Here is a 25223-nt window from a genome sequence, read left to right as displayed (position 1 = left end):
ATGACCCGACTCATCAACTTCCGTTCGCTTCGCAAGCCAGTCGCCGCGGCGCTGTCCTGTGCAATCGCGGTGGCGCTCACCGGCTGCGCCGTCGGTCCCGACTACAAGCGTCCGGCTGCGCCTGACGCCAAGGAATACGCGCCGACGCCGATGGCGCGCAGCACCGAAGCCGCCGACGTCAAGGGCGGCCAGGCGCAGCAGCTGGTGCAATCAATGGACATTCCCGGCCAGTGGTGGACGCTGTTCCACTCCGAGCCGTTGAACGCGCTGATCGACGACGCGCTCAAGCACAACGCCGACGTGGAAGCGGCGCATGCCGCACTGAAGGTGGCGTGGGAGGCCGTGTACGCCCAGCGTGGCGCATACTTCCCCACGGTCGACGCCAGCATCAACCCGACCCGCCAGGACATCGCCAAGGATGTGGCCAGCGCGGTTGCGTCCGGCGCGGATCTCTACAACCTGACCACGGCCCAGGTCAGCGTGTCCTACGTGCTCGACCTGTGGGGTGGTAATCGCCGGCAGGTGGAGTCGCTGGCGGCGCAGGCTGATGCCCAGCGCTTCCAACTGGAGGCCACCTACCTGACGCTGACCAGCAACCTGGTGAACGCGGCGATCACCGAAGCCTCGCTGCGCGCGCAGATCGCCACCACGCAGCAGATCATCGAGGAGCAGACGCGCATCCTCGCCATCCTGCAGCGGCAGCAGGCCTTGGGCGATGTGTCTGAGGCCGCGGTCGCCGTCCAGGTCACCGCGCTGGAACAGAGCAAGGCGACCTTGCCGCCGTTGCAGAAGCAGCTGGCGCAGCAGATCGACCTACTGGCGGCGCTCAGCGGACGCACGCCCGACCAGGACGTTGGTGCACCCTTCGAGCTGGACGCCCTGCAGCTGCCGGCCGAGTTGCCCATGAGCCTGCCCGCGCAACTGGTCGAACAGCGGCCGGACGTGCGTGCGGCGGAAGAACAGCTGCACTCAGCCAGCGCGCAGGTGGGCGTGGCGATCGCCAACCGCCTGCCGAATGTTCAGATCGACGCCGCCTTTGGCCGCGCATCGGAAAAGGCCAGTGAGTTGTTCAGCGCCGGCAACGGCTTCTGGAATCTTGGCGCCTCGGTGACCCAGCCGTTGTTCGACGGCGGCACGCTCAAGCACAAGCAACGCGGAGCCGAGGCAGCCCTGCAGCAGGCGGCCGCGCAGTACCGCAGCACGGTGTTGCAGGCAGTGCAGAACGTCGCCGACAGCCTGCATGCGATCGATGCCGACGCGCAGACGCTGGCTGCGACCGAGCGGGCCGAGCGGGCCGCGGCGCACAGCCTGGAGGTGGCCAAGCGCCAGCTCGCCCTGGGTGACCTGAGCGAAAGCACCATGCTCAACTCCGAACTGGCATGGCGGCAGACCGCACTGGCTCTGGTGCAGGCGCGGGCGGCGCGCTATGCCGATACGGTGGCCCTGTTCCAGGCGCTGGGCGGCGGTTGGTGGCATCGCCAGGATGTGGCGAATGTCGCGTCGTCGGATGGGGAGCATCCGGCGCATTGAGCGGCTTGGAAACTGTGATGCCGGCTCTCGCCGGCATCACTGCACAGAGTCGGGGAGGGTCGGGAGCCAGTTGCTCAGCGCGGGCCCGGCTCGCACTCCATACGTCGCTTGTGTCGCCACCATAGCGCCAGCACCACCGCGAACACCACGCCGCAAAACAGCCAAATGCCGTTCTGGCCGCGGCGTATCCACATCTCCAGCCACTCGTGGTTGTCCGCGCCCAGATAGCCAAGATAAACCCAGAACGGCACGCTGATCAGCGCGGCGGCGCCATCGAGCAGGAAGAAACGCAGGAACGACACGCGATGGGTGGAGCCAGCGGTGATGAACACTGCCGTGCGCATGCCCGGCAGGAATCGCGCGATGAACATCATGCGGTTGCCGTAGCGCTCGAATTTCTCCTGCACCTTGGCGTAGCGCTCGGGCGTGAGCACGCGCGCTACGAAACGCCACTGGCGGATACGCGCGCCGTAATGATGGCCAAGCAGGAACATACCGGCGTCACCCACCAGCACGCCGGCCATGCCGATGCCGACCATCACATGCACGTTGCCGTAGCCGAGTCCGGTGATCACGCCGCCGGCGACGAGGGTGATGTCCTCGGGCAGGGGCACACCGGCGCCGCACAGCAACAACGCGACGAACACCGCGAGGTAGCCGTTCTCTGCGAACACGGTGACCAGTCGTTCAAGCAGTTCCATCTACACCATGCCCAGGCTGGCTTGCCCATTCCCTCATAGAGGGGTCGATAATCCCACACGCGGGCTGCAGCAGGCTTGCTGCGCCGCGGAGAGGCGCCCCATCCCTCTCCCGCTAGGGAAGGTGGCAGGGTGAGCACCCATCTTGCAGGGTGATTGGTTAGAAGGCTGTTCTTTGGGGCCGCCGCAGGAGATGTCCGCCCCGGTTGGGGTGTTTCGCCGCGCGAGCGATCGGCGGTGGCCGGCTTATTCCGCCTTCAGCGGCGTGACGCGGGCGGCCAGCAGTTCGCGCAGTTCGGCCTTCTCGGCTGCATCGAGCGTGCCCTCGCGGCTTTTTGCAGTGAGGTAGTCGCGTCGCTGGATCACGGCCTGTTGCTCCATCCGCGACAGCGCATCGAGGAATTCCTCGCGCTGCGTTTCGGGTTCGCCCACCACCATCGCCGCCATCAGTTTTTGCAGCGCAGCGTATTCAGGGCGTTCGGCGAAATGCTCCACCAGCATCGCGGGGTTGATGCCGGGGCGCGAACGCGCCAGGTCGATCAACTCGGCCAGCAATTCCACACCGGGCTTGTCCAGGCGCAGGAAGCCATAGGGGCGTTCGACCTGGTCGGCTACACCGGGCTGGGCCAGCAGCAGGGCGATCGCGCTGCGCACCAGCGAGCGCTGCACCACGATGGGCCGCTGCACCGGACGACGCGCGGCGGGATCGGCTTCAAGCACGGCGCGTGCGCCGGTGCGCTTTTCCAGCTCCTGCGCCATCAGGTCGCGGAAGGCGCCGTCGGGCAGTCGGGCGATCAGTGGCCGCGCACGTTCGGCGAGGCGCGCACGACCGTCGAGGCTCGCTGTGTCCACGTCGTGGGAGAGTTCGCTGAAGAAGTACTCCGACAGCGGCGTGGCCGCCTTCAGGCGCTTCTCGAAGCCGTCCTTGCCTTCCTTGCGGATCAGCGTGTCCGGATCCTCGCCGTCGGGCAGGAACAGGAAGTACGCCTGGCGTCCGTCGCGCAGGCGCGGCAGCGCCGCTTCCAGCGCCTTCCACGCCGCCGCACGACCGGCACGGTCGCCATCGAAACAGAACACCACGTCGGGCGCGGCGCGGAACAGCACTTCGGTGTGCTCGGGCGTGGTCGCCGTGCCCAGCGTGGCCACCGCAATGGGCAGCCCGGCCTGATGCATGGCGATCACGTCCATGTAGCCTTCGACCACCACGATGCGCGCGAGGCTGGGGTTGGCCTGCTTCACCTGCCACAGCGCGAACAGCTCGCGGCCCTTGTGGAACAGCGGCGTTTCCGGCGAGTTGAGGTACTTGGGGCCCTGGTCCGACTGCAACACTCTTCCGCCGAACGCGATCACGCGGCCGCGGCGGTCGAGGATGGGAAACATCAGGCGTTCGCGGAAGCGGTCGTAGCGGTTGCCGCGCTCGTTGCTCGCCACCATGCCCGCCTCGTTGAGCAGGTGCATGCGCTTGTCGCTGCCGCCCAGCGCCTTGATCACACCATCGAAACCGGCCGGAGCCCAGCCGATGCGGAAGCGCTGGATGGTGGCCGCGTCCAGGCCGCGCTTCTTGCAATAGGCCTGCGCGTCGGCGCTCTTGGGCAGCTCGTTTTCGTACCAGCGAGCGGCGGCATCGAGCAGTGCGTAGAGGTCGGTCTTGTCCTCGCGCTGTGCGCGATCGTCACCACCTTCGCGCGGCACGGTGAGGCCGACGGACTGCGCCAACTCCTCCACCGCATCGGGAAATTCCAGCCGTTCGTAATCCATCAGGAACTTCAACGCGCTGCCGTGCGCGCCGCAGCCGAAGCAGTGGAAGAACTGCTTGGCCGGACTCACGTAGAACGATGGCGTGCGCTCGTTATGGAACGGACAGCAGGCGGTCCACTCGCGACCGGCCTTCTTCAACGGCACGCGCCGCTCGATCACATCGACGATGTCGACGCGGGCGAGCAATTCGTCGATGAAGCTGTCAGGAATACGTCCGCGCATAGACGCCTAGTGTAGAGGGTGGGCCACTGGCGTGGGTGGCCGCATCCACCCCCAAGCGTGGCCGTTGCGCCCACTGCGCGTGTTGCGAGTCCTGGCCTATGCTGCGGATGTGGGTCCGCAGCGGGGTGAATCATGGGGTATTCGGCAAAAGGGGCGCAGCAGCGCCTGAGCGTGCGTTTCCGGCCGGCCAGGGCGGATGATGCAGATGCCGCGGTGCCGCTGATCTACAGCTCGGGCCCGGTTGCGTTCGACTATGTGTTCGCCAACCCAGTTGATGGTGATGCGCAGGCCTTCCTGCGGCGCTGCTTTGTCGACGGCGACGGCGAGTTCGGCTGGCGCAACCACTGGGTGGGAGAAGCCGGCAAGCGGGTGGTGGCGGTGGGCGCCGGCTTTGGCGCGGACAGCAAATGGCCGTTCACGCTGGCCGCGGCCAGGCAGATCCTCGGCCACTACGGGGCGGTGCGTGCGGCTCCGGTGATCGTGCGCGGCCTGCGCGTGGAGTCATTGATCCGACCGCCGGAAGGCGACATGCACTACCTGGCTCATCTGGCGGTGTCGCCCGAGTTGCGCGGCGGCGGCATCGGCCACGCGCTGATCAATGCGCTGGTGTACGCCGGGAAGGCAGCCGGGCGGCGGCGCATGACGCTCGATGTGGCGGCCACCAATCCGCGCGCGCAGGCGCTGTACGAGCGCATGGGTTTCCGGGTGACGACGGAACGACGCTCCGGTCTGCATCGCGGCGAGTTCAGCGTGGCCGATCACCGGCGCATGGAGTGGCTGCTCGACTGAGACGGCGAGGCTAGAGCAGGTGGAATACGCCGAGCACCGCCAGTAGCGCGATCAGGAAGAGGATCAGGAAGATCGCGAAGCATATCCGGGCGATGGTGCCGGCGATGCCTGATACCGTGCGGAACCCCATCAAGCCGGTGACCAGCGAGATGATGAAGAAGATGATGGCCCACCTCAGCATGTCGCACTCCCAAGGGTTCGCATGCGCTCCGGCTTCTGGCGCCGGAGACAGCCTCCGTTGTAGGAGGGCTGTCGTGAAGGAGGCAGGGGCTTGGCGTGAAGGGCAGGCAGCGATGCCCAGGCGCCTTCAGCTTGGTCAAGGCGCCGTATTCATGGGTCGCCGGGTGAGGCGGAGGGATGCTCCGCCCGTGAAGACGGCGTGATCAGCCTGCCAGGCGTGTCTTGATGCGGCCGGACACGACGCCCATGTCGGCGCGGCCTGCGGCCTTGTCCTTCACCGCGGCGACCACCTTGCCCATGTCGCGTGGCGAGCTGGCGCCCGTCTCGGCGATGGCGGCGGTGATCAGCGCGTCGATCTCGTCGTCGCTGAGCTTGGCCGGCAGGTAGCCCTCGATAACCACCATCTCGGCACGCTCGACGTCGGCCAGGTCCTGGCGGCTGGCGGCCTCGTACTGGCTGATCGAGTCCTTGCGCTGCTTGACCATCTTCTCCAGCACGGACAGCGTCTGTACGTCGTCCAGCTCTATGCGCTCGTCCACCTCGCGCTGCTTGACCGCCGCCAGGATCAGGCGGATCACGCCCAGGCGATGCTTGTCGCCGCCACGCATGGCGGTCTTCATGTCTTCGGTGAGCTGCTGCTTGAGCGTCATGATCCTTTCCTCGGAAGCACACAAAGCCGGCGTTGCGCTGGGCAACGCCGGCTAGTGTAGGTCTACTACGTCAGCGGCAGCGGATGGACGCGCCAGCTGCCAAGCTACCTGGTACGGCGCAGGGCGCCGGAGCCTCGAATCGTCCGCGGGGCGGACGAGTGGCTCAGTACAGGCGCGTACGACGCGAGGTGTCGCGCGAGAGGCGGCGCAGGTGACGCTTCACGGCGGCAGCGCGCTTGCGCTTACGCTCCTGGGTCGGCTTCTCGTAGAACTCGCGCTTGCGGGTCTCGGCCAGGATGCCGGCCTTTTCGCAGGTGCGCTTGAAGCGACGGAGGGCAAGCTCGAACGGCTCGTTCTCGCGGACTTTTACGCTGGGCATGGAAACTCCAAGTGGTAGACTGGCCCGCCTGAACGGACCGTTTGAATACGGTGAGCCGCGAAGTATACCGTGGAAACGACAGCAATTTCAAAGCCCCACTTCGGCAAACCGGTACTGGGCATCGAGACGTCCTGTGACGAGACCGGTGTGGCCCTGTTGCGCTGGGAGCCCGACGCGCCCGGCAAGGGCCTGCTTTCACACACCCTCTACAGCCAGATCAAGCTGCATGCGGACTACGGCGGCGTGGTGCCGGAGCTGGCCAGCCGCGACCACGTGCGCAAATTGCTGCCGCTGGTGCGCGAGGCGCTGGCCGAGGCCGGCCTGACCCCGACCGATCTGGGAGGCGTAGCTTACACGGCCGGCCCCGGCCTGGTCGGCGCGCTGCTGGTGGGCGCCTCGGCGGCCCGTGCGATGGCCTGGGCGCTGGGTGTGCCGGCGATCGGCGTGCACCACATGGAAGGCCATTTGCTGGCCCCGCTGCTGGAGGAGGATCCGCCCAAGCCGCCGTTTGTGGCGCTGCTGGTGTCGGGTGGGCACTCGATGCTGGTGGAAGTGAAGGGCATCGGCGAATACCGCATCCTCGGCGACACGCTCGACGACGCTGCCGGCGAGGCTTTCGACAAGACCGCCAAGCTGATGGGCCTGCCGTATCCGGGTGGCCCGGCGCTGGCGAAGCTGGCCGAGCAGGGGCGCCCGGGCGTATTCCGGTTCTCCCGCCCGATGACTGATCGCCCCGGGCTGGATTTCAGTTTCTCCGGCCTCAAGACCCAAGTGCTGCTGGCCTGGCAGCAGTCGGACCAGAGCGAGCAGACCCGCGCCGACATCGCCCGCGCCTTCGAGGAGGCGATCGTCGACACCATGCTGATCAAGTGCCGTCGAGCGTTGCAGGCCAGTGGCGCGAAGCGGTTGGTGATCGCCGGTGGCGTGGGCGCCAACAAGCGCCTGCGCGCTGAGCTGGCCGCCGCTGGCGAGAAGGACGGCTTCAAGGCGTATTTCCCGCGCCTGGCCTTCTGCACCGACAACGGCGCGATGATCGCGCTGGCCGGCGCGATCCGCCTCGCCCATGGCCAGCAGCAGGACGAGTCGGTGCAGGTGTTCCCGCGCTGGGACCTGGAAACCCTGCCTCCCGCGATCTGACGACCGCCTGTTGCAGGTGCGCGCCCCGTGCGTCACCGCCGGATATCGGTGTCATCACACGACGGGCCGCCGCACACAGGGTGCGCTCCCACAGGGAGATCGCTACCCTAGCGGCCATGGATATCGTTTTCATCGAAGACCTGCGCATCGACGCCGTGATCGGCATCTACGACTGGGAGCGCCGCGTGCGCCAGACCCTGTCGTTCGACATCGAGATGGCGTTCGACAACACCGTGCCTGCCGCCACCGACGACATCGCGCTTACGCTCAACTACAAGGATGTCTCCAAGCGGCTGATCGACTTTGTCGGCGCCTCAAGCTTCGGGCTGGTGGAGACCCTAGCCGAACGTTGCGCGGCGATCATCCGCGAGGAATTCGGTGTGTCGTGGGTGCGCCTGAAGCTTTCCAAGCCGGGCGCCGTGCGTGGGTCGAAGGCCGTGGGTGTGCGCATCGAGCGCGGCACGCGCCCCGAGTAAAGATTCAGAAGATGGCACGCGTTTACCTGAGCCTGGGCTCCAATCTCGAGCCCGCACGTTACCTTCCCGCCGCGCTGGACGAGTTGCGCGCACGCTTCGGCACGCTCAGCGTGTCGCCCGCCTACCGCAGCAAGTCTGTGGGTTTCGATGGCGCTGACTTCGTGAATCTGGCGGTGGGGCTGGATACCGAACTGTCGCCCGAGGCGCTCAACGACTGGCTGCACGCGCTGGAAGACCGCCATGGCCGTCGCCGCGACGTGCCACGCTTTTCGGACCGTACGCTGGATGTCGACATCGTTCTGTACGGCGACCTGGTGCTGCAGGGCGAGGGTCACCTCGACCTGCCGCGCAAGGAGCTGAAGCACGCGTTCGTGCTGAAGCCGATCACCGACATTGCGCCCGAGCTGGTGCATCCGGTGAGCGGGCGCACCATGGCCGATCTGTGGGCGGCGTTTCCGGTGGAAAGCGAACCGCTGGTGGTTGAGGCGCTCTAGTCACGAGGCCCCGGTGGGAGCGCACTCTGTGCGCGATCTGATCGCGGCGCCGTGACACTTACGCCCCACCAAAGGTACGCGTCCCCTCAGGACCCGCTCACACCGACAGCGTCCGACCCCCATCCACGCGGATGATCTGCCCGGTCACGAACGGCGCGTCGCGCAGCAGCCACAGCACCGCGCCGGCCACGTCTTCGGGCGATCCGGCGCGCTGCAGCGGCGTGCGGGCCAGCATGGCCTGCTGGTCGTCGTAGGGTTTGCCGTCGCTGGGCCACATCACCGCGCCCGGCGCCACGCCGTTCACACGCACCTCCGGTCCCAGGTCCAGCGCCAGCGAGTGCGTCATGGCGGCCAGTGCGGCCTTGGCCATGCAGTACAGCGGATGGCGGGCGAGCGGGCGCTCGGCGTAGATGTCCACCAGGTTGATGATCGCGCCTCGCGCCTCGCGCAGCGCCGGCGTCGCCGCCTGGGCCAGGAAGAACGGCGCCTGCGCGTTGGAGGCGAACAACTCGTTCCACTGCGCCGTCGTGGCCGTGCCCACCGGGGTCGGATAGAACGCCGAGGCATTGTTGATGAGCGCATCGAGCCGGCCGTAGCGGGCCAGCACGCGTTCGACCATGCCCGGGAGGGCCTCCGTGTCGGCCAATTCCGCTTGCACCGTATAGGCGCTGTCAGGACGCTGGCGTTCCAGCGAGGTGGCCAGCAGTCCGGCCTCGGTCGCCGAGTGGCGGTAATGCAGGGCGAGGTCGTAGCCGGCGGCGTGCAGGGTCCGGGAGATCACCGCGCCGACGCGCTTGCCGGCGCCGGTGACGAGGACGACGGGGCGCTCATGGCGTGGACTCATGCGGGGCTCCTGCGTGACGCGTCGGGGCTGCGAGCTTGCCGCAAAGTGGCGGGTCCGTCACCCGGCGGTCGGGCCGGAGGTGTCCGTCGGCGCGGCTGGCTCGGTGGCGAACGGTGCGCTGAACAGGGCGATCGTCGTGCGGGCCACCTGTCCGGTGTCGTAATAGGCGTAAGCGCCGACGCCCGCCGCGCCCACCATTGGCAGCCACCGGGCGAGGCCGCTGCCGACGGCGCGCTGGCTTACCTTGACGCCCACCGTCCGGGCAATGCGCTCGACCACCGTGTAGGTGATGCGGCGAAAAAACAGGCGGTCACCCACCCGCACCGCCAGGTCGCGGAAGGCCTGGGCGGCGGTGTGGCGGAACAGGCACCACAGCATCTGTTCGCGCCCGAGTTGCGAATGCTGGCCGTAGGCGGCGGCGATGTCGCTGACCATCTGCGCCTGGATCTTCCAGATCGCGATCACCTCGGGCAGCAAGGTGATCCAGCCCAGCGGACCCGGCGGCAGCGCCAGCGTGCTGGCGGTGAGCGCGGCGCGCTGGGCGGCCCGATTGGCAAGGCGCTGCGCCTCGCGCGCGGGGTCGCGGCTGCCGGCGACGTCGCTGTCGGGGATCTGGCTGACGAAATCCAGGATGGCCTGGGTGACGCGGCTGTGGTCGCTGATCACCGCCGGCAGCTGGGAGGAGGGCTTGGGCATGGGGCGTGGGTTTGCGGGTCGGGACGCTGGCCGTGAGGGAACCCAGTCTAGAGGCGTCCCGTGAAATCCCCCTGATCCTCGGGCAGGGCGCTGGCGCAGCGGACGGGGAGACGCCGACCCGGGCATGACTTTTGGCGCAGGCGTCGGGCGGGTTAGAATGGCAATGTTATAACGTATCGAAAAATAACAACTCACCGCCCCGTTTCCGGAAACCCGATGAATCGCTCCTTGCTTTCCTTGAGTCTTGCCGTTGCCCTGTGCGCCGCCCCGGCCGCGTTCGCCCAAGTCACCCCGACCCCGGACACCAGCAATGCGGCCCCGGCCAGCCCCACCGACGGCAATGGCGGTGACACCACCCGCAACAAGCCCGCCAAGGTGAAGCAACTGGGCGCCGTGGACGTGAGCGCAGCGCTCGACCAGTCCCGCAACTCGCTGTCGCCCGACACCGGCAGCAGCCAGTACGTGATCGATCAGAAAGCCATCCAGCAGCTCGCGCTGGGCGATTCCACGCCGCTGGACCAGGTGATCCTGCAGGCTCCGGGCGTGGTGCAGGACTCCTTCGGCCAGCTGCATGTGCGCGGCGACCACGCGAACCTGCAATACCGCATCAACGGCGTGATCATTCCCGAGTCGATTTCCGGCTTCGGCCAGACGCTGGACGCGCGCACCATCCAGAGCATGAACCTGCTCGACGGCGCGCTGCCGGCGCAGTACGGCCTGCGTACCGCGGCCGTGGTCAACATCGACACCAAGAGCGGCCATGAGCTGGGCAACGGCGGCAGCGTCGGCATCACCGGCGGCTCATACGGCACGCTCAACCCCAACGCCTCGCTGTGGGGCAGCAACGACCGCTGGAGCTGGTTCGTCACGGCCAACTACCTGGAGAACGACGTCGGCATCGAGAATCCGACCTCGAGTCGCACGCCGATCCACGACCACACCAACCAGGTGAAGGGCTTTGGCGATGTCTCCTACCTTATCAACGACGACACGCGCCTGAGCTTCATGTTCGGCGCGACCAACAACCGCTTCGAGATCCCCAACAACCCGAACCAGCAGCCGCAGTTCGGCTACCTCGACCAGACTGAATTCAACTCCGCCGATCTCGACGAGCGGCAGCGGGAGCAGACCCGCTTCGGCGTATTGTCGCTGCAGGGCAAGCTGGGCAAGACCGACTATCAGGTGTCGCTGGGCCAGCGCTACAGCAACGTGAACTTCGATCCGGACGCGATCGGCGACCTGATGTTCAACGGCGTGGCCTCCACCATTGGCCGCAGCAATCGTGCGGACACGCTGCAGGCGGACTTCTCCACCCCGCTGGGTGACAGCCATACGATCCGCTACGGCATCTACGGCGAGTTCGAGCGCGGCAACATCAGCAACAACTCGCTGGTGTTCCCGGCCAATCCCGATGGCTCGCAGGCCAGCACCACGCCGATCGCCATCTACGACGCGACCAACCTGCTGGCGCGCACCTGGTCCGCCTACCTGCAGGATGAGTGGAGCATCGGCGACAAGTGGACGGTCAACTACGGCGTGCGTGGTGATCGCTACTCGCTGTTCCGTACCGAGAGCCAGCTGAGCCCGCGCCTGGGTCTGGTCTACCAGGCCACCGACAGCACCACCATCCACGCCGGCTACGCACGCTACTTCACGCCGCCGGCAACCGAAGTGATCGACGACAGCAACATCGCGCGCTTCAACGGCACCACCAACGAGCTTCCGAGCGGCGGCAACAACCTGCCGTTGTCGGAGCGTTCGAACTACTACGACCTGGGCGTCCAGCAGCAGGTCGGCTCAACGCTCACCCTCGGCGTGGATGCGTACTACCGCGACGTCCGTCGCCTGCAGGACGAGGGCCAGTTCGGTCCGGCGTTGATCTTCTCCAACTTCAACTACGCCCAGGGTCGCATCCGCGGCGTGGAGTTCACGGCCAACTACCAGAATGGTCCGGTCACCGCGTACTTCAACGCGGCGTACAGTCGAGCCATGGGCAAGGACGTGATCACCGGTCAGTACAACTTCGCGCCCGAAGAGCTGGCCTATATCGCCGACAACTGGATTCACCTGGACCACGACCAGAAGCTCGCCTCGTCCGGCGGCGTCACGTACGAGTTCAACAGCACCACGCGCGCCGGCATGGACTACCTGTTCGGCAGCGGCCTGCGCAAGGCGGCGCCGGGCGTGCCCAACGGCGCATCGATGCCGTCCTACTTCCAGTTGAACGCCAACGTGGCGCATGACTTCAACTTCGACAGCATTGGCGTGCTGAAGACCAGGTTGTCCGTGATCAACCTGTTTGATCGCACCTACGAGCTGCGCGATGGCACCGGCGTGGGCGTGGGCGCGCCGCAGTTCGGGCCCCGTCGCGGCGTGTACCTGAGCCTGCAGAAGGACTTCAGTTTCTGACGTTTAGCTGGGCCGATGTCCCCGCCATGGCCTCTTCCTCCCCCCTGAGGCCATGGCGGGGCATGGGTTATCCTTGGCTGGTTTTCCCCGCTGGCCACGCGAATGTCTTCCCGACTCCCCGATCCCGGCGCCGACGAGCGCGCCCATTCCGATCTCCTGCTGACGCGCCTGCGCGAGGAAATCGCAGCGCACGGGGCGATGCCGTTCTCTCAGTACATGGAGCGTTGCCTGTACGCGCCGGGGCTCGGCTACTACAGCGCGGGCAAGACCAAATTCGGTGAGGCCGGCGACTTCATCACGGCGCCGGAGCTGGGCGAACTGTTCGCGCGTTGCGTGGTGAACGCGACCCATCCGGTGCTCGACCTGCTCGGCGGCGAGGCGGATTTCCTCGAGCTTGGCGGTGGCAGCGGCGCCTTCGCCGAGGCTGCGCTCAAGGCCTTTGCCGCGGTCGGCGCCTTGCCGCGCCACTATCTGATCCTCGAGCCCAGTGCAGACCTGCGCGAACGACAGCGCGAACGACTCTCTGCGGCGTTGCCGGCGGAGCTGTCCGCACGAGTGCAGTGGCTGGACAGCCCACCGGAGAATGACTGGCGCGGCGTGCTGTTCGCCAACGAGGTGATCGATGCGTTGCCGACCACCCGCTTCGCCATGCGCCATGGTGAGGTCTACGAAGAGTACGTGGCGCTGGACGGCGAAGGCCGCCTGATGCGGGTGGACCGTCCCGCCGACCTGCTGGTCTCCGGCGCCGTGCGGCACGTGGAGCGCGACCTGGAAACCGAGTTCGCCGACGGCTACCGCTCGGAGATCCTGCCGCAGCTGCCCTACTGGATCCAGGCGATCGCAGGCAGCCTGGTCGCGGGCGTGATGCTGTTCATCGACTACGGCTACGTGCGACGCGAGTACTACCTGCCCGAACGCACCGACGGCACGCTGATGGCGCATTACCGCCATCGCGCCCACAACGATCCGCTGCACCTGCCGGGCCTCAACGACATCACCGCGTCAGTCGACTTCACAGCGTTGGCAGAGGCAGGCAACAGCGCCGGTTTCGGCGTGGCCGGCTACATGCCACAGGCGCAGTTCCTGATCGGCAGCGGCCTGCAGGAGGCCTTCGGCGCCGCCTACGAAGGCGCTCAGGACGAGACCGTGCGCTATCGCCTCGCGCAGGAGGTGAAGCGCCTGACGTTGCCCGACCAGATGGGCGAACGCTTCCAGGCGATGCTGTTCGCGCGTGGCATGGACGTATTGCCTCTGCCGGCGGAACTGCTGGAGGCGGATCAGGGCGATCGGCTCTGACGCCAGGGTCGCCTTCTGCAGGTCGCGTGCGTGAATATCGCTATCCGCATCTATCCGGCGAGAAGTTCCACAGTCGATACCTGAAATCGACTGAGTAGTTTTTAGCGGTCGCTCCTACTTCGTGGCCAGGCGACATAGCCGCAGGCCCATGGCGTAGTTCTTGTCACGCCGACCTCTCTCGAGGTTGGAGTCGATATTGTGGCAGCCTTCGGCGCTGTATCCCGGGAGCATGGTCTCGAGCAGGGCCGCCTCAGGAGCATTGGACTGGTCATCTCGAAGCACCACGTAGCGCGGGCCGTCGTGCGTGCGCAGTCGTTGCTGCACCATGTCCCACAGCCCATGTCCCTGAGATGCCCGGACAAACCACGTCAGTCCGACGAAGCTCAGTTGGTCCGCGTTGGGAAACATCGGGGCGAGATACGCATCCGGACTACCGGCGAAGATGACCAGGCTGCCCGGTTCGACCGGCGCGACCGTGACGTCAAAGATGCGATGCGCATAAGGGCTGCGCCACCAGCTTGGATAAGTGGTAGTGGCCAGGATTGCCAGCAGCAGCGCGGTGCTCACAGCAGGCACAGTCCAGGATTGGCGCCAACGCCGGGGCCACCAGGCCCGGATGGCGGCCAGCATCAGGATGCCGGTCAGCGCCTCCAGCGGAATGGCATAACGCAGGATGGAGAATAGCCCCATCCATAAAATGTAGCCGGCGCCGACGAAGACCATCAGGAAGCGCAAACCGCGATCGACTCCCTCTCTCCGGAGCCAGTGGGCCACAGCGAGGGAGATCATTGCCACCATGGCCAGCGCGTAGCGTGGATCAGCAAAGACCGGCTCGGTGACGATGCCACGCTGTTTGCCCATCCAATAGAAGGGGTAGAACAGCCATTGCATGGCGTTGCGTGGACGGAACTGCCCGTCGGTGCCACCCGTGGCGGCGGTTAGCGGCGAGTGGAAGAACTGATTGAACAAGGGGAAAACGGGGTTCTCCGTTTGCGCGTACAGATGCCATCCCCACGGTCCATAACTCACCAGAAAAGCGAATGCAGCGCCGGCGGCGTAGGTGGCGGTGACCCGCCAAGCGCTCCCTTGTCGAACACCAAGGGCGAGCAACAGCGCCAAGGCCATGGCAGGAGGGAAGACGATCGCGGTCGGCTTGAGGCCGGCGGCCAGGCCGCTACAGAGACCTGCGACCAGTGCCCTACGCCAGGAGCCGGAGCGACCCGGTTCCGCCATGAGTGGCATGAGCAGATAAAGGCCGAGCAGGAGAAGCACTGCCAGTGGAACCTCGTTGGTGGTGCTGCCTGCCTGCGACACCGCCATGGAGCCCGTGGCGCCTATGACGGCCGCGCAGGCATCCGCCATGTCGAAGCGTCGGCCCTGCAAGTGCGCCAGTTGCGCTGCAATGCGAAATACCAGGAACACCAGCGCGCCAAACCACAATCCCTGCAGGGCCGCTAGCAGGCGAGGCCAATGTTGCAGTGGTCCCTGGGCGAGCCAGAAATACGGCACATCAGGCAGAGGATTGAAGTAGCTCTGCATGCCTGCGGCGGCAAGGTCCTGGGTGCGCCCGTGCAGGAACGCCCAGGCGTTGTACAGGTGATAATTCTTCGCATCCCACGATATGTCCTGGCCGAGCGCCACGGAGACGGTCGCGCCGAAGGCGAGGCACAGCCCCAGCATCAAGATGCCGCGTAGGCATGCGGTCCATTGCGTAGACATGATCAGCGCGCCTCGGCGCCAACACCTGGCGCGGGATGAGCCAGGTAGGCGAGGTGCTTCTGCTCGCGTCGACCAAGGGTCACCGTATCCAGCACGAGCCCGCACACCAGCAAGCTGCCGGCGAGCAGGACCAGGGCGGCGCAAAGGATCGCGGTGGGAAAGCGGGGCACCAGGCCGGTATGCAGGTAGGTGGCCAACAGCGGAATCGCCAGCAACAGCGACAGCAACACGCAGCCGACTGCGCCCACGGAAAAGAACGCCAGCGGCTTTCCGTTCTTGGTGAGCTTGAGGATGGTCATCAGGATGCGCCAGCCGTCAGTCCATGTGCTGAGCTTGCTTTGCGACCCGGCCATGCGCGACACGTAGCGCGTCGGCACTTCGGCGATGGGCATTTGCTGCTCGAGCGCATGCACCGTGAGCTCGGTTTCAACCTCAAAGCCGCCGGCATGCGCGGGGTAGGACTTCACGAATCGACGCGAAAATACGCGGTAACCGGACAACATGTCGGTGAATGCGCGGCCAAAGATATACCCGGTCAGCGTGGTCAGCAGCCAGTTGCCGAACCGGTGTCCGCGCCGATAAGCCTCCAGCTCCTCGCTGACGCGCGTGCCGACCACCATGTCGAACTGTTCGTCCCAAAGACGCTGCACCATCGCCGGGGCATCGGTGGCCTCATACGTGGCGTCGCCATCCACCAGCACGTAGATGTCTGCATCCACGTCGGCGAACATGCGTCGCACCACGTGTCCTTTGCCCTGCAATTCCTGCCGCCTGACGATGGCGCCTGCAGCGTGCGCCGCCTCGCCGGTGCTGTCGGTGGAATTGTTGTCGTAGACGTAGATCTGCGCATCGGGCAAGGCGGCCCGGAAGTCGCGGACCACCACGGGAATCGCGACTTCCTCGTTGTAGCAGGGGATCAGGACGGCGACTCGCGACTTCCTTGTCTGGCTCATGCGTAGCGGCTGGCGGTGGCAGGTAGGCCAGTGTCGCAGAAAATCATGATCGCCTCCGTGGCGGCCGCCCGGCTATCGAATCCGCGGCTGGCCGGATGTCGCACCCTTCAGGCGGCGGAAGCACGTACGGAGGCAATCGCCTGCACGCGCGCCGCTGCCAGCGCCTCGCCGATGGCCGGTCCGGTCAGGCCCTGCGCCAGGAAGGGGGCGGCGTCGACGGCGGCGGCGGCGTCGCGAGCCTGTTGCAGGTAGGCGGCCTGGGGGTAGCTGTCTTCTTCATGCCCCAGCCGGCCCCGTTTGTCCGCTTCGCAGGCGGCCAGGAAAGTGGCCAGGCGCTCGGGGCGCCGCAGAGCGTCGAGCGACGACAACAGGCGAAGCACGGTGGCCGGCTTGAGTTCGAACGCGCGGTGCACGTTGAGATGCTCGCGGCATACCTGCTCAGCCAGTGCGGCATGTTCCGTCGGGACCTTCAGGCGCGCCACCAGGCGCTGCAGCGGAGCCACGCCGGCATGCTCATGGCCGATGTGGCGCGGCAGCACGTCGGCCGGGGTCAGCGCCTTGCCGAGGTCGTGGGTGAGTGCGCAGAAGCCCACGACGTCGTTACCCGGAGCGATGCGTGCGGCCATGTCGAGCACCATCTCCACGTGCACGCCGGTGTCGATTTCCGGATGGAATTCCGCGCGCTGGGGCACGCCGTAAAGCGCATCGACCTCGGGAAACAGCACTGCCAGCGCGCCGGATTCGCGCAGCACGCGCAGGAATGCGGACGGCAGCGCCTCGGCTAACGCACGGCGCGTCTCCTGCCACACGCGTTCTGGCACCAGGTGGTCGACTTCGCCATTGCTCACCATCTGCTGCATCAGCGCCATGGTCTCTGGCGCGACTGTGAAGCCCAGTGGCGCGAAGCGCGCCGCGAAGCGGGCCACCCGCAGCAGGCGCACAGGATCCTCGACGAAAGCCGGCGACACGTGGCGCAGCAGGCGTCGCTCGAGATCGCGCGCGCCGTCGAAGGGATCGACCAGCTTGCCGTCCTCGCCCTGCGCCATCGCATTGATGGTGAGGTCGCGGCGGGCGAGGTCCTGCTCCAGCGTCACCGATGGATCGGCCTGGAAGGCGAAGCCGTGGTAGCCACGGCCTTGCTTGCGCTCGGTGCGGGCCAGCGCGTATTCCTCGCCCGTCCGAGGGTGCAGGAACACCGGGAAATCCTTGCCTACCGGGCGATAGCCCAGGGCGAGCAGGTCGTCGGGCTGGGCACCCACGACCACATGGTCGTGGTCGGTGACCGGACGGCTGAGCAGTTTGTCGCGGACGGCGCCGCCGACGAGGTAGATGCGCATGGGGCGATTCTGACACGGCCCGCCGGCCGCCAAGCCTTGCTGTGGGAGGGCGCCCGGTGCGTTATCCGCTATTACCACTCACACAGGGCAATGGCGGACAGCGTGCGCTCCAACAAGATCAGTGCTCAACGCCAGCTGGCGCGTGCCGAGGCCATTCGGCGCTGTCGCAGCGGCGTACCAAGCAGGGTCGGCAACGACGCCGTGAACGATTGCGGCACGATGCCCAGCGCCGCATAGCCATCCACCTTGCCGACCGAATCGGTCCGCAGCGTGCGGAAGTTGTCCGGCGAGAACGGCTTGCCAGGCAGCCACTGGGCCACCTGCGCCTGCAGCTGGCCGAGGCTGTCCGGCAGGGCCATGATGGAGGTGCGCAAGCCGGCGGTGTCGCGGATCTGTCGCACGATCTCGCCCAGCGTCAGCACCTCGGGACCGTATAGCTCGAAGCTGCGGTCGCGCCCCAATTCGGGATCGCCCACGCAGCGCGCGATGGCTTCGGCAACGTCGTCCACCGAGGTCGGCGCGATGCGCGAAGCAGTGCGTGCAAGCGGCAGCATCGGTAGCTGGCGCAACAGCTTGGCGAAGCGGTCGACGAGGCCGCCATCCGCGCCGAACATCACGCTGGGCTGGTAGATGGTCCAGTCCAGCGAGGAATTGCGCACGTGCGCTTCAGCCTCGCCCTTGGTCTTGAGGTATTGCGACAGGCCCTGTCCGGCCTTCAGCGCGCTCATCTGGTGCACGTGCGCCACGCCAGCGGCGAAGCAGGCGGCGAGCACGCGCTGGGTCAGTTCCACGTGCGCATGGGTGAAGGTCTGCTGGCCGCTCGCATTGAGGATGCCAACCAGGTTGATCACCGCGTCGGCGCCCTCGAAGTGCCGGCGCAGCGCGTTGGCGTCATAGACATCGGCGCTGCGGATCCGCACCGTCGGCAGCACGCCGAGCTCTCGGTGCAGTTCGCGGTTGCGCGACAACAGCAGGATGCGGTGACCATCGGCCGCCAGACGTGGCAACAGGTGGCGGCCGACGAAGCCGCTGCCACCCAGTACCACCAGTCGTTGTTCTCTCCGGATCACGGGCCGTCTCCGCGTCAATGCGTATTGTTGGAGGTGGTCGACGGCGCTGCCACGTTGCTGGCCGGCGGCGCCGTGGCTGCCTCAGTCGGGGCGCTCGGCGCCACCACCGGACAGCTCACCAGCCTGCGCTCACTGTGATCGTCGGGCAGGCGATACGCCTGGCCGATCGGGGTGAGCCGCTGGGCCATGCTGACTGCATTGCCGTGCTGGCGCCAGTCGTAGATCACTGCGAAGTACATCACGCGGGCCACGTACTCTCGGGTTTCCTTGTACGGGATGGTCGCCACGAACACATCCGGCGCCAGCGAGCCGCGCGCCTCCATCCACTGGTCCACCTTGCCGGGGCCGGCGTTGTAGGCGGCGCTGGCCAACCAGGGGGCGCCGTTGAAGCGCTCCGCCATCTGCGCCAGGTAGCGCGTGCCCAGCTTGATGTTGACGACCGGGTCGAACAGCGTGTCGCCACCGCCCCAGTCGAGGCCGTTGCGCTTGGCCACCAGCGCGGCAGTGGCCGGCAGGAGCTGCATCAGGCCGCGCGCGTCCGCCCCCGAACGGGCATCGGTCATCCATGCGCTTTCCGCGCGAAGGATCGCGTAGGCCCAGGAGGGATCGATCCCGGCTTCTTCCGCCTGCCTGACCACGCCGTCCTGGCTGACCAGCGGGAAGCGCTGCTCGTAGAAGCGCAGTGCGTCGCCGGTGTTGAAAGTGAACACGGCGCGGTCGTACCAGCCCTGACGGGTGGCGATGGCGACGGCCTGCTTGAGCGTCTCCGGATCGGCGCCGTCCAGCGCGGCCGCCCATTCGCGACGCGCCTGCCGTGGCATGTCCACCGCGAACCATTCGAAGGCGCGCTGCAGGCCACGATTGGCCAGCAGGGTCTGCTCGCGTTGCGGGTCGGCATGGAACGGCAGCGGGCAGATGCCATAAGGGAGATTGAGCTTGTCGGCGGCGAGGAAGCCGAAGAAGCTGGACTCCTGCGCCAGCGAGGCAAGCACGCGCTGCGCCTCGGCATCGCGGCCCAGTTCGTTCAGGGCGCGGGCGCGGAACCAGCGCCACTCGCCGTCCTGCTGCTGCGTCGGCGGCATCGCGTCGATGGCGGCGAGCACCGCCTTCCAGTCGAGCTGCGCCAGCGCGGCGCGCACGCGCCACTCACGGCTCACGTCGGTCTGCACCGAGGCGGGCAGCGCGATCAGGCGTGCGATGGCGCCCTCGTCGTAGTCGGTGGCGTGGAACAGGGCGATCGCATAGAGCACGCGGTTGCGTTGCTCCGGTGAAAAGCTGAAGTGATCCTGCAACTTCTGCCAGGCGGCGTCGGCGGTGACGGATTGGCGCCGCGCCAGGCGCTCCAGCGCGAGCATGGCGGCCTGGCGTTCGCGCGGCGCGTCGGGCCATTGCCCCGCAGCGGCGATCGTGGCGCTGGGGTCGCGCAACGCACTGGCGATGCGCTGTGCCGATGTCGCCTGGTCGGGCGGCAGCCATCCGGCGATCGATGCGATCGTGCCGGGCTGGTTGGCGTCGGCCGCCGCGTCGATGCGGTCCCACAGCCGTTGCGTCGTGAGCAGGCCCTGGTCATGCGCAGCGGCGAGTACCGGATCGCAGGCGCCGGGCAGCTTGGGCTTGGCCCACAGTGCGGCCAGGTCGCGGTTGAAATCCAGCGTGGCGCCGCGCGACAGTTGTGCCTGCAACGCGCTGCAGGCGAGTGCGTCGCCGAGGCCCGGCTGGTACATCGCCAGGAAATTGTCCCAGTCCTGCCGCCGCGCCAGCTCGGTGAGGAAGTCGCGGCGCAGGTCGTTCGCCGGGATCAGGCCGGGGTTGCGCTTGAGGTAATCCTCCACGCGAGCGCGGTCGATCTGGCGAATGTCATGGGTCAGCGCGGCCGCTTCCAGGTACGGATAGAGCGGATAGTCCTGCAGGTTGCCGGCCAGGCTGCGCCAACCGTCACCGCCCTGTTGCGCCGCGGCGTAGGCCTGCTTGAAGGCCGCGCGTTGCGCCTGGCTCGGCTCGGCTGCGGCGGCGCCAGCCAGCCACAGGCCGACCATCGCGATGAGCAGGCGTCGGGCGAAGCGCCGCGGTGCGTGCAGGGACATGACCACTCCTTCTATCGTGCCCGCCGCAGTGTACTTCGCGGACTCCGCGGGAAAGGCGGCGCGCTGCGCGGGGCACGGCAGCATGGCCAATGGCCGCTGAGCGTGACGTGAAACAGCGCGGTCGAAGCGGCCTGATAGAATCTTCCGTCCACGAGGCGCCACGTTCGGCGCGTCCCCAGGAAGCGCATGTCGCCATCGTCCTCGCCATTGTCCCGCGTCGCACCGATCGCGTGGTTGATCCTTGTTGTCGCCGCCATGTCGGGCGCGTACTGGTGGTGGCAGATCGGTCGTCCGGTGCCGCTGGCCGACACGCCGACCGCGCATATCGCGTGCGTGTCCTATGCGCCGTTTTACCGCCCGGGCCAGACGCCGCTCGATCCGCACGCCTTCGTCAGTCCGGCGCAGATCGACGCCGACCTTCGCGCGCTGTCCGAGCGCTTCGATTGCGTGCGCACCTATTCCCAGGGCTTCGGCCTCAGCGCGGTGCCATCCATCGCCCAACGCTACGGCATGAAGGTGCTGATGGGCGTGTGGATCGGTCGTGATCCGGTGGCCAACCAGCGCGAGGTGCAGATGGGCATCGCCACCGCCAAGGCGTATCCGGAAGTGCTGCGCGGCGTGATCGTCGGCAACGAGGTGCTGCTGCGCGGCGAGCAGTCTCCCACAGCGTTGGCCGGCTACATCACCCAGGTGCGCAACGCCATCCACGACACGCACGTGCCGGTCACTTACGCCGACGTGTGGGAGTTCTGGCTGCACTACCCGCAGATGGCGGACGTGGTGGACTACATCACCATCCACATCCTGCCGTACTGGGAAGACGAGCCGGTCGAGCCGAAGGACGCGCTCAAGCACGTGGCCGAGGTGTACGGGCGCATGAAGACGCAGTTCCCCGGCCGCTCGGTGATGATCGGCGAGACCGGCTGGCCCAGCCACGGCAAGCAGCGTCGCGCCGCGGCGGCCAGCCTGGTGAACGAGGCCCGTTACCTGCGCGAATTCCTTCGTTACGCCGGCAGCGTGGACATGCCCTACAACGTGATCGAAGCCTTCGACCAACCGTGGAAACGCGAGCAGGAAGGCACGGTGGGCGGTTACTGGGGCATCTTCGACGTCAACGCGCACCCGAAATTCTCGATGCAGGGCCCGGTGGTCGAGGAGCCGCGCTGGCTCCTGGGCTGGTGGGCGGGCGCCGCTGGCGCCGTGCTGTTCCTGCTGGCGGCGTGGTGGCGCGCCGAATGGCGTGGCGTGCGCAGCCGCGTCACCCTGCTGCTGGCCGGCTTTGCCAGCGGCGCCGCGCTGGCCTGGCAGTTCCGCCAGATGTGGTACGCCAGCCGCAACCAGCTCGAATGGGTGTTCGCCGGCGTCATGTGCCTGCTGGCGCTAGGCACCGCGATCGCGCTGGCGCGCTGGATCGCCGCGCGGCTCGGTGGGGCGCCTTCCACGCATGCGCCCGATCGCCGGGTGCACTTCGCCTGGCTGTTCGCGTTGACCTTCTACGGACTGCTGCTGGTGTTCGACGGCCGCTACCGCGACTTCCCGTTGGGGCTGTTCTGGCTGCCGGCAGCCGGCTACCTGCTGGTGGCGCTGCTCGACACGGACCGCGTCGCGATGCCGTCGGTGGAGCAGCGTTTCATGGCCTGCCTGCTGCCGCTGCTGGCGGCGGTGGTGGTGGCGCAGGATGTCGGGCTCAGCCCGCCGGCCTGGCTATGGCTGGGCGTAAACCTGGCGCTCAGTGGGTCGGTGCTGATCGCCTGGCGCCGCGCCGCCCGCCTGCAGGCGTACCAGGCGCAGGCTGCCTACCAGTAGGGCCAGGGCGCCGGGCACGAAGCAATACAGCACCACGGCGAACAAGCCGGTCGCCGTGGCCAGCCAGGCCAGCGGCAGCTTTTGCCACACCAGCGCCAGTACGGTGGCGGCGAGGGCGATCCAGCCGAAGATGCCGATCGGCCAGCCGAAGATGTTGCCGGTGATGAAGCCCAGCACGGTGAGGTGGCGCAGCTGGCAGGCCAGCGCGTGGCTGGTCTCGCAGGCGCGCGCGACATCGGGGGATTCGACCAGACCGTAGCGCAGCGCCATCGCGGCGGCGCCGACGGCCAGCGCGAGCAGCCAGGGCAGGACCAGGGTGAGTGTTCGCTTCATCGGCGCAATCGGTGGGGGCGTGGGGCGAGGTGGCCGGGCAGTCGGATTTCGGCGGCCAGCGGCAGGTGATCGGAGAAAGCCTGCGGCAACGCCCACACCTTGTCGAGCTGAATCGCTTCGGAGGTGAGGATGTGGTCCAGCGCGCGGCGGGGCTTCCAACTGGGGAAGGTGAGCGTGGCCTGGGCTGGCGGCACCAGCGGCGACTTGGCGAACAAGTGGCGCATCTCGGCGCTGCGCAGTTCGGTGTTGAGGTCGCCCATCAGCACGGCGTTCGGGTAATCCTGCAGCACCTCGGCGATCAGCCCCAGCTGCTTGGCGCGCGCCGGCGCGCTCAGCGAAAGGTGGGCGATCATCACCGCCAGCGCATCCTTCTCCGCGCCGAAGCGCGCCAGCAACGCGCCGCGACCGGGAATGCGGCTGGGCAGCGGGTAGTCCAGCACGCTGGTCGGTTCCAGCCGGCTGATCAGGCCGTTGGCTGAGTGCGCCAGCCGGGCCATCGCCCGGTTCGGCTGGTGGCTCCAGAACGGCATGCCGGCCGCTTCGGCCAGGTAGCGGGTCTGGTTGAGGAAACCCGAGCGCAGACTGCCGGCGTCGGCCTCCTGCAGGCCGATCACGTCGAACTGTGGCAATACCTCGGCCAGGCGGTCGAGGTTGTCCAGCTTGCTGCGGCCGGGCAGCACCGCATTGAGGCTGCGGGTGACGTATTCGCTGTAGCGCTGCACGCTGGCGCCGGCCAGGATGTTGCAGCTCAACAGCCGCAGGCGGCGCTCGGGGACAGCGGGGCTAGGCTGGGGCGCACGGTTCATCGGGCGGGCAGGATAGTCGTAGAGGGTGACCGCCGCCATCGCGGCGGCGGTTCGGCCCACAAGCATGCCCGTTCAGGCGTGAACGCCGGGGAAGTCCCTGGCGAAGGCCCCGGAGAGATTTACTTGCCGGCGAGCTCGCGCTTGGCCAGCCACTGGGTCAGGGCCGACAGCTGGTCGAGCGTCTTGATGTTGGCGCTGCGGTACTTGCCGTTGACCACGATGGTCGGCGTGCCGTCCACCTGCCACTGCTGGATCAGGGCGGCGTCCTTGCGGATCTGCGCGGTGACCTCGTCGGAGCTGGCGATGCGCATGAAGTCGTCGCGCTTCACGCCATGGCTGGCGTAGAAGTCGGCCAGCTCGTCCAGGGTGGAGATCGGGTAGTGCTCGTCGAACTTGGCCTTGAACAGCTCGAGGTGGGTCTGGTCGACCACGCCCAGCTTCTTGGCGGCGTAGTAGGCGCGCGCATACGGCACCCACTCGTCGTTGAAGGCGGCCGGCATCAGCTTGAACACCACGCCCGGCGGCAGCTGCTTGCGCATCTGGTCGGCGATCGGCGCGAAATGCGCGCAGTGGATGCAGCCGTAGGAGAACACCTCGACCACCTCGACCTTGCCCTCGTCGCTGTAGCGATGAGCAGGGCCGGCGATGGTCGCGTACTCCGTGCCTTCGGTGTACGGGGCCGGCTCGTTGGAGCCGGCGGTGCACGCCGTGGCCAGCAGCAGGCCAGCCAGCAGGCTGGCGACGCGGAAACGCGCGAAACGCTTGAACATGGATCTTTTTTCCTGGGCTAAGGTGGTGGTGGGTCGGTGGGGCGGCTTACTTGCCGGCCGCTTCCTTGGACACCAGCCACTTGGCCAGTTCAATCGCCTGCTCGTAGCCGCCGGCCGAGCGCGGAGTGAGGCGGTACTTGCCGTCCACCACGATGGTCGGGGTTTCTTCGACGCCGTAGGCCTTCACCAGCTCATCGGCGCGCTTGACCTTGGTGTTGATGGTGAACGAGTTGGCGACGGCCGAGAATTCCTTCGGATCGGCGCCGAACTTGGCGTACACCTTGGCGGCATCGTCGATCGTGGGCAGCGCCGAGGCCGGCTTGAGGCCAGCGCCCTGCATGGCGCTCAGTTCCTGGGTCTTCCACACGGCGTCGTACATCGCGTCATTGGCCTTGTCGGCCACGCCCAGCGCCAGCGCAGTGAGGTAGGCGCGCTGCAGCATCGGCCAGTTCTCCTGCGGCATGAAGGACGCCGGCAGGTAGGCCACCACGGCGTTGGCCGGCAGTTCCTGCACCAGCTTGTTCATGGTCGGATGGAACTGGTTGCAGGCCGGGCAACCGTAGGAGAACACCTCGACCACTTCCACCTTGTCGGTGTTGGTGAGCTTGGGCTGGACCGGCTCGATGCGGGTGTAGTGCTTGCCTTCGACCCACTTGCCGTCGTCGACGAACGGGGTGGCCGGCGCCGGGTCGGGCTTGGCCGGCGCCGCGGCAGCGGTGCTGGCGGCGGCCGGAGCGGCGGTGGAGGCGGAGGCTGGCGCGGCGGCCGTCGATGCGGCGGGCGGCTG

General features: G+C 67.3%; 24 protein-coding genes. 8 read left to right on the top strand and 16 right to left on the bottom strand.

Annotated features, from left to right (window positions below; all coding sequences use genetic code 11):
- Nucleotides 1–1530, top strand: a complete 1530-nt coding sequence (locus DVT68_RS08845) for an efflux transporter outer membrane subunit (RefSeq protein ID WP_114824712.1) — start codon at nt 1–3, stop codon at nt 1528–1530.
- A gap of 74 nt (nt 1531–1604) precedes the next feature.
- On the opposite strand, the gene DVT68_RS08840 is transcribed toward DVT68_RS08845, so the two are convergent.
- Nucleotides 1605–2231, bottom strand: a complete 627-nt coding sequence (locus DVT68_RS08840; protein WP_114824711.1) for a DedA family protein — start codon at nt 2229–2231, stop codon at nt 1605–1607.
- Between the two features lie 243 nt (nt 2232–2474).
- Complete coding sequence (gene dnaG / locus DVT68_RS08835; RefSeq protein WP_114824710.1) at nt 2475–4208, bottom strand: DNA primase; 1734 nt, start codon at nt 4206–4208, stop codon at nt 2475–2477.
- A 132-nt stretch (nt 4209–4340) separates the two neighbouring features.
- On the opposite strand from dnaG, the gene DVT68_RS08830 reads away from it, so the two are divergent.
- A complete protein-coding gene (locus DVT68_RS08830) occupies nt 4341–4997 on the top strand; it encodes a GNAT family N-acetyltransferase (protein WP_114824709.1) in 657 nt (218 codons plus the stop codon).
- A gap of 10 nt (nt 4998–5007) precedes the next feature.
- Here the strand turns inward: DVT68_RS08830 and DVT68_RS08825 are convergent, their stop codons facing one another.
- The 3 genes from DVT68_RS08825 to rpsU form a co-directional block, all read right to left on the bottom strand.
- Nucleotides 5008–5178, bottom strand: a complete 171-nt coding sequence (locus tag DVT68_RS08825; RefSeq protein WP_114824708.1) for a DUF1328 domain-containing protein — start codon at nt 5176–5178, stop codon at nt 5008–5010.
- Between the two features lie 202 nt (nt 5179–5380).
- Nucleotides 5381–5827: a GatB/YqeY domain-containing protein gene (locus DVT68_RS08820; protein WP_114824707.1), complete on the bottom strand. Its 447-nt coding sequence runs from the start codon at nt 5825–5827 to the stop codon at nt 5381–5383.
- 163 nt (nt 5828–5990) lie between these two features.
- Nucleotides 5991–6206: a 30S ribosomal protein S21 gene (gene rpsU / locus DVT68_RS08815; RefSeq protein WP_038621768.1), complete on the bottom strand. Its 216-nt coding sequence runs from the start codon at nt 6204–6206 to the stop codon at nt 5991–5993.
- 69 nt (nt 6207–6275) lie between these two features.
- On the opposite strand from rpsU, the gene tsaD reads away from it, so the two are divergent.
- The 3 genes from tsaD to folK all read left to right on the top strand — a co-directional run bounded on the left by tsaD (nt 6276) and on the right by folK (nt 8313).
- On the top strand, nt 6276–7343 hold the full coding sequence (tsaD, locus tag DVT68_RS08810; protein ID WP_199536014.1) for a tRNA (adenosine(37)-N6)-threonylcarbamoyltransferase complex transferase subunit TsaD: 1068 nt from the start codon (nt 6276–6278) through the stop codon (nt 7341–7343).
- 116 nt (nt 7344–7459) lie between these two features.
- A complete protein-coding gene (gene folB, locus DVT68_RS08805) occupies nt 7460–7819 on the top strand; it encodes a dihydroneopterin aldolase (RefSeq protein WP_114824706.1) in 360 nt (119 codons plus the stop codon).
- 11 nt (nt 7820–7830) lie between these two features.
- A complete protein-coding gene (gene folK, locus DVT68_RS08800) occupies nt 7831–8313 on the top strand; it encodes a 2-amino-4-hydroxy-6-hydroxymethyldihydropteridine diphosphokinase (protein ID WP_114824705.1) in 483 nt (160 codons plus the stop codon).
- Between the two features lie 97 nt (nt 8314–8410).
- Here the strand turns inward: folK and DVT68_RS08795 are convergent, their stop codons facing one another.
- Together DVT68_RS08795 and DVT68_RS08790 are read right to left on the bottom strand one after the other, a co-directional pair.
- Nucleotides 8411–9157: a pteridine reductase gene (locus DVT68_RS08795; protein WP_114824704.1), complete on the bottom strand. Its 747-nt coding sequence runs from the start codon at nt 9155–9157 to the stop codon at nt 8411–8413.
- Between the two features lie 57 nt (nt 9158–9214).
- Nucleotides 9215–9853, bottom strand: a complete 639-nt coding sequence (locus DVT68_RS08790) for a hypothetical protein (protein WP_114824703.1) — start codon at nt 9851–9853, stop codon at nt 9215–9217.
- 216 nt (nt 9854–10069) lie between these two features.
- Between DVT68_RS08790 and DVT68_RS08785 the strand changes: the two genes are divergently transcribed.
- Together DVT68_RS08785 and DVT68_RS08780 are read left to right on the top strand one after the other, a co-directional pair.
- The gene (locus DVT68_RS08785; RefSeq protein WP_114824702.1) at nt 10070–12262 is read left to right on the top strand and encodes a TonB-dependent receptor; all 2193 of its coding nucleotides are present in this window, start codon (nt 10070–10072) and stop codon (nt 12260–12262) included.
- Nucleotides 12263–12364: 102 nt separating this feature from the next.
- Nucleotides 12365–13558, top strand: coding sequence for a class I SAM-dependent methyltransferase (locus DVT68_RS08780; RefSeq protein ID WP_114824701.1), 1194 nt, complete (start codon nt 12365–12367; stop codon nt 13556–13558).
- 114 nt (nt 13559–13672) lie between these two features.
- Here the strand turns inward: DVT68_RS08780 and DVT68_RS08775 are convergent, their stop codons facing one another.
- The 5 genes from DVT68_RS08775 to DVT68_RS08755 form a co-directional block, all read right to left on the bottom strand.
- On the bottom strand, nt 13673–15277 hold the full coding sequence (locus DVT68_RS08775; protein WP_147281689.1) for a hypothetical protein: 1605 nt from the start codon (nt 15275–15277) through the stop codon (nt 13673–13675).
- 2 nt (nt 15278–15279) lie between these two features.
- Nucleotides 15280–16230, bottom strand: coding sequence for a glycosyltransferase family 2 protein (locus DVT68_RS08770; RefSeq protein WP_114824699.1), 951 nt, complete (start codon nt 16228–16230; stop codon nt 15280–15282).
- A gap of 107 nt (nt 16231–16337) precedes the next feature.
- Nucleotides 16338–17567 carry a multifunctional CCA addition/repair protein gene (locus DVT68_RS08765; RefSeq protein WP_114824698.1) on the bottom strand — a complete coding sequence of 410 codons (1230 nt, stop codon included), beginning with the start codon at nt 17565–17567 and terminating at the stop codon, nt 16338–16340.
- Nucleotides 17568–17692: 125 nt separating this feature from the next.
- A complete protein-coding gene (locus DVT68_RS08760) occupies nt 17693–18637 on the bottom strand; it encodes a complex I NDUFA9 subunit family protein (RefSeq protein WP_114824697.1) in 945 nt (314 codons plus the stop codon).
- Nucleotides 18638–18651: 14 nt separating this feature from the next.
- Nucleotides 18652–20721 (bottom strand): transglycosylase SLT domain-containing protein, encoded by a 2070-nt coding sequence (locus DVT68_RS08755; protein ID WP_114824696.1) that lies wholly within the window; start codon nt 20719–20721, stop codon nt 18652–18654.
- Between the two features lie 186 nt (nt 20722–20907).
- Here DVT68_RS08755 and DVT68_RS08750 point away from each other — a divergent pair, with 186 nt between their 5' ends.
- Entirely contained in the window at nt 20908–22527 is a 1620-nt protein-coding gene (locus DVT68_RS08750) for a glycoside hydrolase family 17 protein (protein WP_114824695.1), read from the top strand.
- Here the strand turns inward: DVT68_RS08750 and DVT68_RS08745 are convergent.
- From DVT68_RS08745 to DVT68_RS08730, 4 genes are all read right to left on the bottom strand, one after another.
- Nucleotides 22426–22860 carry a hypothetical protein gene (locus DVT68_RS08745; protein WP_114824694.1) on the bottom strand — a complete coding sequence of 145 codons (435 nt, stop codon included), beginning with the start codon at nt 22858–22860 and terminating at the stop codon, nt 22426–22428. The genes DVT68_RS08750 and DVT68_RS08745 overlap by 102 nt on opposite strands.
- Nucleotides 22857–23666, bottom strand: a complete 810-nt coding sequence (locus DVT68_RS08740; RefSeq protein ID WP_114825311.1) for an endonuclease/exonuclease/phosphatase family protein — start codon at nt 23664–23666, stop codon at nt 22857–22859. Before DVT68_RS08740 ends, DVT68_RS08745 begins: the two co-directional genes overlap by 4 nt.
- A gap of 119 nt (nt 23667–23785) precedes the next feature.
- Nucleotides 23786–24436, bottom strand: coding sequence for a thiol:disulfide interchange protein DsbA/DsbL (locus DVT68_RS08735; protein ID WP_114824693.1), 651 nt, complete (start codon nt 24434–24436; stop codon nt 23786–23788).
- A gap of 46 nt (nt 24437–24482) precedes the next feature.
- A partial coding sequence (locus DVT68_RS08730) for a thiol:disulfide interchange protein DsbA/DsbL (protein WP_233523404.1) occupies nt 24483–25223 on the bottom strand: 741 nt, incomplete at its 5' end.

Source organism: Dyella solisilvae (assembly GCF_003351225.1).
GTDB lineage: Bacteria > Pseudomonadota > Gammaproteobacteria > Xanthomonadales > Rhodanobacteraceae > Dyella > Dyella solisilvae.
The sequence above is the reverse complement of the archived record's forward strand: the minus strand, read 5'-3'. Positions and strand labels throughout refer to the sequence as shown.